The sequence below is a fragment of the Algoriphagus sp. 4150 genome (genome assembly GCF_031457395.1).
Classification (GTDB): Bacteria; Bacteroidota; Bacteroidia; order Cytophagales; family Cyclobacteriaceae; genus Algoriphagus.
Window position 1 is genome coordinate 1 of sequence record NZ_JAVDWS010000045.1, and the last position, 10,679, is coordinate 10,679.

A 10,679-nucleotide genomic window follows, 5' to 3' on the forward strand; every position below is an offset into this window, starting at 1 on the left:
TTTTAAACCGCTTGCAGTTTCTGTAGAACAGGAGAAAGTTGTGACGTAGCATAGACAGATAGGTTTAGTCTTTTGGTTCTTGGTTCTAAGGTTTATAATCTTGACACTTGATACTTTCAGACGATGGTTAAGGATTAATTGGTTAAAGGTTAAAAGATTAAAGGTTAACTGGTTATATAATCTTGACACTATCCCTGGTCATCTAAACTCTTTGATTTTGATTCTATGTTCTAGAATCTTGATACTTTCAGACTATAGTTAACCGTTAATTGCTTGTCTAATTTTCATTACCTGCCCTCCGGGAGGCGGATTCGGCATTTATCATTCAATATTTCTGAACTCTTGAACTTTACTGAATACTATCAAAACAGATTGCCACACTCCTTCGTCGTTCGCAATGACGTTCCACTGGAAGCTGATCACTGCAAACTGGCTACTATTCACTCACTTTTCAAGTTTTTCCTTTCAACCACTGGCAATGGATTCACTATTGACAATAAACTTTTAGTATCATTCATTTTTCAGGGTTTCTGTAGGATTAACACGAATTGTCTTGAAAGTAAAATAGCTTAGAGCAATCCATGCAATAAAGATCAGAATCAATCCCGAAAAGAGGAAAACCGCAGGATGAATACCCACTTGATAGATAAAATTACCCAGCCACCATTCCATTATAAACCACGCTAACGGAGTGGCAACAACAGCGGCAATTAATATCAACCGAGTGAAGTCTCCAATTAATAAAACAGTCAGCTGAACGATGGAAGCACCAAGAACTTTCCTGACACTTACTTCTTTCGTACGCTGATTAAACGTGATCATGGCCATTCCAAACAACCCGAAGCAGGCAATGGCAATGGCAATGCCTGTAAATAATCCGAAAATAAGACCAGTGCGGCTTTCTGCTTTATATTGTTGGTTGAGTTGGTCATCCAAAAACGCATATTCAAAATCGAAAGAATCATCAAATTCCGAATAGACTTGTTTGATGTTGGTGATTTTATCTTCAAAGTTGTCGATATCAACACTGATTATCAGATGATTATATGAAGGATACAGTACAAAAAACAGCGGTTGGACAGGGCTGTGCAGTGATTGAAAATGAAAGTCCTTCATTACACCGATTACTTTCCCTTTTATTTCATTTCCAAAAGCCATCCACCGGATCTCACTTCCCACGGCTTCTGAAAGATTGAGCTGCTGTACAGCCATTTCATTAAGTACAAATGAAGCCTCGATATCGGCCCTATTTTCGGGCAGAAAAAAACGGCCATCAACCAACTCTATGTTCAGAGTTTTCATAAAATCGTAATCTACGAACGCATTCGAACTATTCAGACGATTCTCAGGATCATCCGCGGCAAAAATAGTATGCTGGTTATACTGTCCTCCCGGTAAGTTTGAACTCGCAGAAACAGAGTTAACCCCTTCTATTTTCAGTATTTCGGACTTCAATGCTTCCATTCGCCCAGAGACAGATCTTTCTTTCAATGGTATGACAAGCACTTCCTCTGTATTAAACCCCAAATTTTTGTTCCTAATATAGTCGAGTTGATTAAAAATGACTATCGCTCCTGAGATCAGTACCATCGAAATGGCAAACTGAAATACGATCAACCCTTTTTGCAAGCTTTTCACGTTGGTCGATTGTTGATATTTCCCTTTTAGAATATCGTAAGGTTTTGCAGATGAAAGATAGAGTGATGGAAATATAGCCGCACCTATGCCAATGATTATAATAAGACCTCCTAAAACCGGAAAAGCTTCCATGTAGTCCAATGTTGCTGATTGTCCCGTCACTGAATTGTAAAGAGGGAGACTTAATTCAATGATAAGAACGGCAAAAACTACCGAGATAAGGGTTAAAATTAACGATTCACTCATGAATTGAAGGGAAAGTTGACTACGCAATACACCAAGGGTTTTTCTGACTCCTATTTCTTTTGCCCGCTCGGCCGACTTTGCGGTCATGAGATTCATAAAGTTGATGCAAGAAACCAACAGTGTAAGCAATGCCGCAGCTACCATGATATATACATATTCGATATTGCCATTCGCTTCAAGTTCCCAGCGGAGATTTGAGCGGAGGTGAATATCGGATACAGGCTGCAGCTTAAAACCTAAATTATTGGTTATCAGCGATTGAAATACTTCCTCCGGCACATGATCCATATGGTTTTTAGCCCAGTTCATCAACTTACCCTCCAATACTTTTGCATCTGAATTTTCCTTTAATCTGACATAATTAAAGTGGCCGAAATCATTCCATGTATAATAATCATTATCAGGATCGAAGGACTTTTCACGGACATAGGAAACCAACAGATCGAAGTGGAAATGGCTCTGATCAGGCACATCTTTGAAAACTGCCATAACTTCCAGTAATACTGTATCAGCGTTTACGGCGAGAAATTTGCCGATTGGATCTTCCTTTCCAAAATATTTCTTAGCCGTGGATTCGGATATCAATAGTCCATTGATACTTTTCAGGGCATTTTCTGCGTTGCCCCGCACAATCGGAATGCGAAACACATCAAAAAAGGTGGAATCAACAGCCAATACGTTGGTTTCGTCAAACCGTAAGTCCTTTTCAAGATTACGGACAGAAAAGATCCTCCGTGTCAATCCTGCACCCCAAAGCGGAGAGAGGCTAACTGCGTTTTCCACTTCGGGAAAATCATTTACCATGGCCTGGGCCATTGGATGAGGCGTGCGGGTTTGCGGGTTGGTATCTTCCCATGAGATGCGGTACAGGTTCTCGTGCTCCTCATAATACCTATCATATCCAAGCTCATAGATCACATAAGAAGTCATAAGAAAAACACTGGCAATCCCCAGAGCCAATCCGGAAACATTGATAGCTGTATGAAGCTTGTTTTTGACAAGGCTACGAAATGCGATTTTTAGGTAGTTTTTCCACATGGTTGGAACGTGTTAAGGTTAGCCGTCTTTTGGTTTTTAGATCCAAAGCCAATTCTCAGAGGAGACTTTCCACAAGTGTGCCAGTCAAAAACTGCTCTTTTTCAGCTGAATCAGGTGTTTTCGAATTCTGTATTCAATCAGCACGGACGTTTTTGTCCGTTCTCGTGCAAATAATACTAGTATTAACTTAGTATTATTTATCATTGAAACAGGGCTTGCTACTGCCTGACGGTTGAGAGATTAAGGGTTGATGGCTAAAAAGGCTAATTGCTTGTCTAATCTTCATTATTCGGCATTCATCATTCAATATTTCCGGACTGTTGAACTTAACTGAATACTAACAAGAGATTGCTACACTCCTTCGTCGTTCGCAATGACTCCTGACGGATCTTGGATCTTGACTCTTGTTTCTTGATACTTGACTCTAGATTCTCGATTGAAAGGTTCAATGTCCAAACTCAATGTTCAAGGATCGCAACACCTGAGCCTTGGACATTGATAATTGGTAATTGATAATTGTTACTTTCATCACTCACTCTTCAAGCTCTTTATCGGATTCATCAGCGCAGCTTTGACGGATTGTAAACTGATCGTCAGCAGGGTAATCAGCATAGTCAATACCCCTGCCCCCTTTAATGAAAATCCATTTTCAAGATGAATTTCAAAGTCCAAGGGGGAGTCGGCCAGTAATCCATCTCCGTTCCATGGTCTCCAGTTTTGGTTCTTGACTCTAGATTCTAGATTCAAAGGTTCAAAGGTTCAATGCCCAAACTCAATGTTCAATGTTCAAGGATCGCAACACCTGAGCCTTGGACATTGATAATTGGTAATTGATAATTGTTACTCTCATCACTCACTCTTCAAGCTATTCACGGGATTCATCAGCGCGGCTTTGACGGATTGGAAACTTACCGTAAGCAGAGCAATCCCCAAAGTCAGTACGCCGGCTCCGATAAAGAACCACCATTCCAGATCTATTTTAAATGCAAATCCATCCAGCCAACTTTTGGTGAGATAATAACTTATTGGAATTGCAACAACAACCGCGATCAATACCATTTTCACAAAGTCACCTGTCAAAAGGGTCAAAATTCCCCACACACTGGAACCCAGAACCTTGCGAATACCTATTTCTTTGACCCTTCTTTCAGCAGTAAAGGCTGCAAGTCCAAACAAACCCAGACAGGAGATAATAATTGCAATGCCTGCAAAGTACTTGGAGAGTTCCCCGACACGATGTTCTGTCTCATATAGGGCTTGATAATCCTGATCCAAGTATTTATAATTTAAGTTATATCCAGGATTAAACTTTCCGTAAACTCCTTCAATCTTTGACAGGCTTTCCTTTGCACTTCCGGCCTCAAGTTTCACCATAAATTGCATAGCTCCACGTTCCAATAAAAAAACAAAGGGCTTAACTTCCTCATAAAGAGACTGGAAGTGGAAGTTTTTCGCGACACCCACTATTTCGGCATTGCCATAAAAATCTATAACCTGACCTACGGGATCTTTCAGCCCCATAAGTTCCAAAGCAGCTTCATTGATAATGATCTGATCATTTTCTGATTGAAAATCATAGGAAAATGAGCGACCTTCTTTTATTTCAATCCCAAGCAGCTCTATCATTCCTTCCATAACACCGGCGCCGTTAAAAACATATTCCTCCTCGGGGTTTTTACCGGGCCAGCTAACTCCGGTCATAATAGCACCCGGATTAACTATAATTTCCGATGTACCTGAAGCATGGGATACCCCGGGAATATTACGCAACTCTGAAACAAACGCTAAATCCTGATCAATTCCTTTAAATCCTTCTGAATCAAAGTAAATCACATTGTCTTTATCATAGCCTAAATTTTTGGTCTGGATCAAATCGATTTGCTTATACACCACCAATACCGATACTATAAATAGTACAGATAAGGCAAATTGAAACACCACCAAACCTTTACGAACAGAAACCTCACTCCTTTCGGTATTTAATTTCCCTTTAAGAACAAGTGCGGGATTAAATCCGGAAAGATAAAGAGCCGGATAACTTCCCGCAAACAGTCCTGTAAAAGCAACAACTCCGGAAATAGCCATGTACAACCTTAAGTCAAAGACCAATGAAAGGTTTTTTCCGGTCAAAAGATTAAACTGAGGCAGAAGAAGCTGCACCACGGCTATGGATAAAACAAGCGCAAAGAGGGTAATTACCAGTGATTCGGTCAGATACTGTAGAATCATTATCTTTCTTCCCGCTCCCATAGATTTCTTGATACCCACTTCTTTTGCACGGCTGAAAGCTTTAGCCGTGGAGAGGTTCATGAAATTGATCGATGCTATGACCAGAATGAAAACAGCAATTATTGAAAACAATTTCACATATTCAATGCGACCACCAGCCTGAACACCGTTTTCATATTTCCCATGCAGGTACCCGGATGAATAGGGTCTTATAAATAGTTGATCCGAAGAGTCTTTATATTTTGTTTTAATAAAACCGGCAATTTTCTCATTGAAAAGCTGAGGATCTGAACCTTCTGCCAACAAGATATACGTCCGGTATAATAACTCATCCCAATCATACCAGTTTGGCGGCAGATATTCTTTATATGCATCCCAGGAAATCAAAAAATCAAATTGATGGAAAGAGTTTGGCGGCATATCTCTAAATACACCGGACACCACATATCCCTCTTCTTTTACTTTCAGTGTTACAACTTTTCCAACTACATTTTCAAGGGATTTAAATAACTTGAGTGCAAGTGTTTCCGATAGTACAATGGAGTTTTTTTCGGCCAAGACCTGCTTGGAATCTCCTTGGATCAACTCATAAGAAAACATATTGAAAAAATCCTTACCTACAAACCTTCCCATTTCTTTTAGGTTGACATTTTCATAAGCAATTGAAAGCTTAATTTCGTCAAAGCCCTGTGTTGAGGCAGTTGTAACAGCCATTTCAACTTCGGGCAATTCTTCAGCCAAAGCTTCCGCTAAAAATGCGGGAGTCATATCCACAGTCTGAATTCCTTTACCTGATTGCCGATTCACCATCACCTGATATAGCCGTTCATCGTTTTCATGAAATTGATCAAAACTCAGTTCATCCCTCACCCACAAAAAAATCAAAAGGGCACAGGCAAGACCGGTAGAGAGGCCAATTAGATTGATAAAGAAAGTGCTTTTATCCTTCTTAAAACCCCGGAAGATCAGAAGGAGGTTGTGTCGGAGCATGCCTTAGGAATTGATTCCTTTATAATTCGCGAGTTTTGTGCCAGCAAAAAGCTGCATTTCCAGCTAGTATAGGACGCTTATGGGATTCCTTGGGAAATTTTTCGAACAAAATCGTTCGTGGGCGGTCGAAGAGATGGTAGATGAGCATGCTTTTTCTTCAATTATAATTGAAGAAATTACTATTTTTGATAAATCCCTCAAGTACAATGGAAGAAAAAATCATCAGAAGAGATCAATATCTAGACAGGATTAAACCTTTTCTCGACAAGCATATCATCAAGATACTAACGGGTCAAAGACGGGTGGGAAAAAGCTATATGCTTAAAATGATCATCAAACATATCAAAGAAAATCAACCTGAAGCAAACGTCATCTATGTAGACAAGGAGTTGGAGAAATTCTCGGAAATCACCAACCATAGCGACCTCGATCATTATGTAAATCAGGAATTGATCCAAGGAAAACCCAACTATCTATTTATTGACGAAGTGCAGGAAATCGTGGATTTTCAACGGTGTCTCAGAAGTTTGTTGAACGAGCAAGCCTGTGATATCTATTGTACGGGAAGCAATGCCAATATATTGTCAGGTGAACTCGCCACTCTCATGGCCGGGCGTTACATCGAATTTCCTATCCATAGCCTTAGTTACGCAGAGTTTCTTACATTTAATCAACTGGAAGACAAGATTGAAAATCTCGAACTGTACCTGACCGTAGGGGGCATGCCATACCAACACCATATTGGACTCAATCCAGGACATGTATTCGAATATCTGAAAAACGTATATTCTTCTATTCTACTCAGAGATGTCGTCAGCTGGGAAGGAATACGGAATGTCTCTCTACTGGAAAATCTGGTAGCCTACCTTGCCGATAATACCGGCAGCTTGTTTTCAGCACAAAATATCAGCAAATACCTAAAGTCCCAACGGGTCAACATACCTACCCAAACCGTTATCAACTACCTAAAGGCATTAACCAATTCCTATTTTATCCATAAGGTGGCCAGAGCCGATATCAATGGTCTGAAAATTTTTGAAATCGGAGAGAAGTATTATTTCGAAGACTTAGGACTACGTAACAGTATCCGGAGCTTTAATTACCGAAGCGATATAGGCAAACTCATGGAGAACGCCGTTTACATGCAATTGCTGCGAAATGGGTTTCGGGTATTTGTAGGAAAGTTTCAAGATAAAGAAATAGACTTTATCGGAGAAAAGAACGGAGAGCGCTTATATGTTCAGGTATGTTACGCTCTCTTTGATGAGGTGACCATACAACGGGAGTTCGGAAACCTGATGAATGTCGCCGACAACTATCCCAAATACGTGATAACAATGGACATGATCAAACCACTAAACACCTTCAAGGGTATCCAACAGATGCCCTTACGTGATTTCTTAAAAATGGACTTCACCTGAACAAAGCATGCTCTTGATGCATTCTTTGTGTATTACATGGAGATTGCCTCTCATCTCTCCAATCTTGATACTTTCAAACTATGGTTAAGAGTTAATGGATTAAAGGTTAAAAGATTAAGGGTTAATCGGGGTATCTAATCTTCATTACCTGCCCTCTGGGAGGCGGGTTCGGCATTCACCATTCAGCGTTCTCTATTTTGATCTTGGCTCTATGTTCTAAAATCTTGATACTGGATACTTTCTACTTCAATAAACAGATTGCCACACTCCTCCGTCGTTACCGATGACGTATTATATAATAGGGTGATATTCAACAAGTTGATACCCTAAGTTTTTTGCTGTTTTGGTAAGCCATCTTTCTTGATTCAATTTCATCTTTTCTTCATATGCTTTTATTCCTCTTTCGGTATAATCCAGTCCTTTCACCATTAATCTCCAATAAAGCACTGCAAGCTTTCTTGCCGTTGCTTTTACAGCTATTCCCGATCCCCGTTTGACTTTTAGCCTCCGACCAAAAGCGCCAAGGGCTATTTTCTTACTTTCAATAAGGCTTTGGGCAAGCTGTCTGAAAATCTGACCTGCTTTCGGCCGGTATTTCCTATTTCTATTCTTGTTTAATTTCCCGGACCGGTGCTGGCCCGGTGCAAGTCCCAACCAAGATGTAAAATGCTTCTCGGTTTTCCATTTGAGTAAATCAGTCCCGGTCTCGGCATAAAGTCGGAGCCAAGTGTAATCGGTAATTCCGGGCAGATCCGTTGCATCCTTTCCCGTAAAAAACTTTAAGCAAATGACCTCCGAGAAAATCCACATCCGGTTTATTGTGTCTTATGGGTTTTCGGTTTTTAACCGATTCTATTTCCTTTTTTGATACCCCATCTTCATGATACCGATTGCCCCTTTCCAAAGCTTTCTGGATTTTTTGATCACATTCATCAATTTGCCGTTGATAAAAAAGATAGGCATTGTAGGCCTGTCCCAATGAAAAGAGGCCGGGTTCATTATAATGGCCTTCCAATGACTTTAATACAAGGTCTGCTTTCTTTTCCCTGATGCTTTTATGACAAAGGGCCAACAGCCGTTCCGGTGTTCTTTCCCCTGACAGGATCGCCTTAATAACCGCCAATCCGCTTGCACCGTGGATCTGGCTAAGAACCCTCTTTCAACCGGATGTTCATTTCTGTAAGCGCTTTTTGCATATGGTTGATATGCATCGCCGCGCTGCGTATATGGTCCTCTCTGATCCGCTGATAAATCCGCATTTCTTTTACCTGTTCATCAGGAACAAAACACCGGTTAAGAAGCCCATAGCTGTGTAACTGCTGTATCCACTGGCAATCCTTCACATCTGTTTTACGGCCGGGAACTTGTTTGGTCTGTCTACCATCCACCAACCACACATCCAGACCGGCACGTTCGAGTATATCATAAAGTATTACCCAATAAACCCCGGTTGCTTCCATAGCAACTGTTTCAATCCTGTGGGACAACAAATAATCCCTACTCCGGATTAAATCTTCGGTGAAAGTTTCAAATGACCTTACCGGTTCATTCTCTATGGCTACAAAAATTTTCTTTGCGCCGATGTCTATCCCGGCGGCATTCTTCCTGATTTTATCCATGTCCTACCGGTTAGAATAAACCTGTGCGGAAAGAAATATCAATCAATTGAAAGGCTACCGAACGGACATTTTCCGGAAATGGAAAAGTACCATGATTTGTGACTCCTTTCTTTCCAACCATACTCGCAAACAGGCAACTTGCTCTATTCGAGCTCCGGCCAATTTGCACAGGAAGTGCAAATTTACAACGTCATCTCGATTTGTGCATTTTCTAAATGTTAAGCCTCGCAATGACGTACCAGCTGATAACTGCAAACTGACCACTGCCTACTAATTACTCACTCTTCAAGCTCTCCACAGGATTCATAAGTGCTGCTTTGACGGATTGGAAACTTACCGTAAGCAGGGCAATCCCCAAAGTCAGTATACCGGCTCCGATAAAGAACCACCATTCCAGGTCTATTTTAAATGCAAATCCATCCAGCCAACTTTTGGTGAGGTAATAACTTATTGGAATTGCAACAACAATCGCGATCAATATCATTTTCGCAAAGTCCCCTGTCAAAAGGGTCAGGATTTTCCATTCATTAGAACCAAGCACCTTTCGGATGCCTATTTCTTTTGCCCGCCTTTCTGCAGTATAAGTGGCAAGTCCAAATAAGCCCAAACAGGAAATCAAGATAGCTAGTCCGGCAAAGTATTTTGATAAAATGGAAACCCGTTGTTCGGCAATATACTGGGCTTGATAAGCCTCATCCAGAAATCTATAATCCAATGAAAAACCTGGATTAAACTCCCCATAAAACTGCTGAAGAAGGGGCAGTGTATTCTGCTCTTCCCCTCCTTCAATTTTGACCATGATATTCCAGGCGTCATCTTGCGAAAGCCGAAAGAAAAGTGGTTTCACCTCCTCATGAAATGACTCAAAATGGAAATTCTCTGTAATCCCTATGATTTCTCTATCCTCTCCCCAAAGTTTAATGGTTTCACCAATAGGATCGGAAAGCCCCATGTAATCAATGGCAGCTTCATTAAGAATAATTTTGGAAGAGTCAGCACCAAAATCTCTTGAGAATAACCGTCCTTCCTTTAGCTGAATATTAAGCAACTCCAACATGTCGTAGTTAACCCCGACATTCTCAAATTCAGTTTTATCTTCCGGGTCTTTACCTGGCCATACTACTCCCCATGTCCCACTCATATGTCCTGCCATAGTATGCCCAATGGTAGAGGCTCCGACCACGCCGGGAATATTTTTTATTTCCGAAATAAAAGTTTCCAGTTTACCGACCTCATTCAATTGCCCCTCTCTTCCAAAACTTATAATATTATCCTTTTCGTATCCCAGGTGTTGTTTTTGTACGAACTCAACCTGTTGATATACAACCCATACCGAAACGATTAAAATGACAGACAATGCAAATTGAAACACCACCAGACCTTTCCGTGCCCATATTTCTCCCATATGACTGCTAAGCTTCCCGCCCTTCAAAACGGCAATGGAATTGAGGCCGGAAATATAGAGTGCAGGGTAACTCCCCGCGATCAGTCCTGTCGC

At 40.9% G+C, this 10,679-nt stretch carries 7 protein-coding genes; 1 reads left to right on the forward strand and 6 read right to left on the reverse strand.

Features of this window, described 5'->3' with window-relative positions; all coding sequences use genetic code 11:
* Positions 1-510: 510 nt before the first annotated feature.
* The 3 genes from J2X69_RS24270 to J2X69_RS24280 all read right to left on the reverse strand — a co-directional run bounded on the left by J2X69_RS24270 (position 511) and on the right by J2X69_RS24280 (position 6,141).
* Complete coding sequence (locus J2X69_RS24270) at positions 511-2,922, reverse strand: ABC transporter permease (RefSeq protein ID WP_310109327.1); 2,412 nt, start codon at positions 2,920-2,922, stop codon at positions 511-513.
* 528 nt (positions 2,923-3,450) lie between these two features.
* On the reverse strand, positions 3,451-3,669 hold the full coding sequence (locus tag J2X69_RS24275; RefSeq protein WP_310109329.1) for a hypothetical protein: 219 nt from the start codon (positions 3,667-3,669) through the stop codon (positions 3,451-3,453).
* A gap of 102 nt (positions 3,670-3,771) precedes the next feature.
* Positions 3,772-6,141 (reverse strand): ABC transporter permease, encoded by a 2,370-nt coding sequence (locus J2X69_RS24280; protein WP_310109331.1) that lies wholly within the window; start codon positions 6,139-6,141, stop codon positions 3,772-3,774.
* Positions 6,142-6,347: 206 nt separating this feature from the next.
* On the opposite strand from J2X69_RS24280, the gene J2X69_RS24285 reads away from it, so the two are divergent.
* A complete protein-coding gene (locus tag J2X69_RS24285; RefSeq protein ID WP_310109333.1) occupies positions 6,348-7,562 on the forward strand; it encodes an ATP-binding protein in 1,215 nt (404 codons plus the stop codon).
* A 291-nt stretch (positions 7,563-7,853) separates the two neighbouring features.
* Here the strand turns inward: J2X69_RS24285 and J2X69_RS24290 are convergent, their stop codons facing one another.
* The 3 genes from J2X69_RS24290 to J2X69_RS24300 form a co-directional block, all read right to left on the reverse strand.
* On the reverse strand, positions 7,854-8,372 hold the full coding sequence (locus J2X69_RS24290) for a transposase (protein WP_310109336.1): 519 nt from the start codon (positions 8,370-8,372) through the stop codon (positions 7,854-7,856).
* A 335-nt stretch (positions 8,373-8,707) separates the two neighbouring features.
* Positions 8,708-9,181: a transposase gene (locus tag J2X69_RS24295; RefSeq protein ID WP_310109339.1), complete on the reverse strand. Its 474-nt coding sequence runs from the start codon at positions 9,179-9,181 to the stop codon at positions 8,708-8,710.
* A 274-nt stretch (positions 9,182-9,455) separates the two neighbouring features.
* Positions 9,456-10,679, reverse strand: a 1,224-nt coding sequence (locus J2X69_RS24300; RefSeq protein WP_310109341.1) for an FtsX-like permease family protein, incomplete at its 5' end; no start/stop codon positions are given.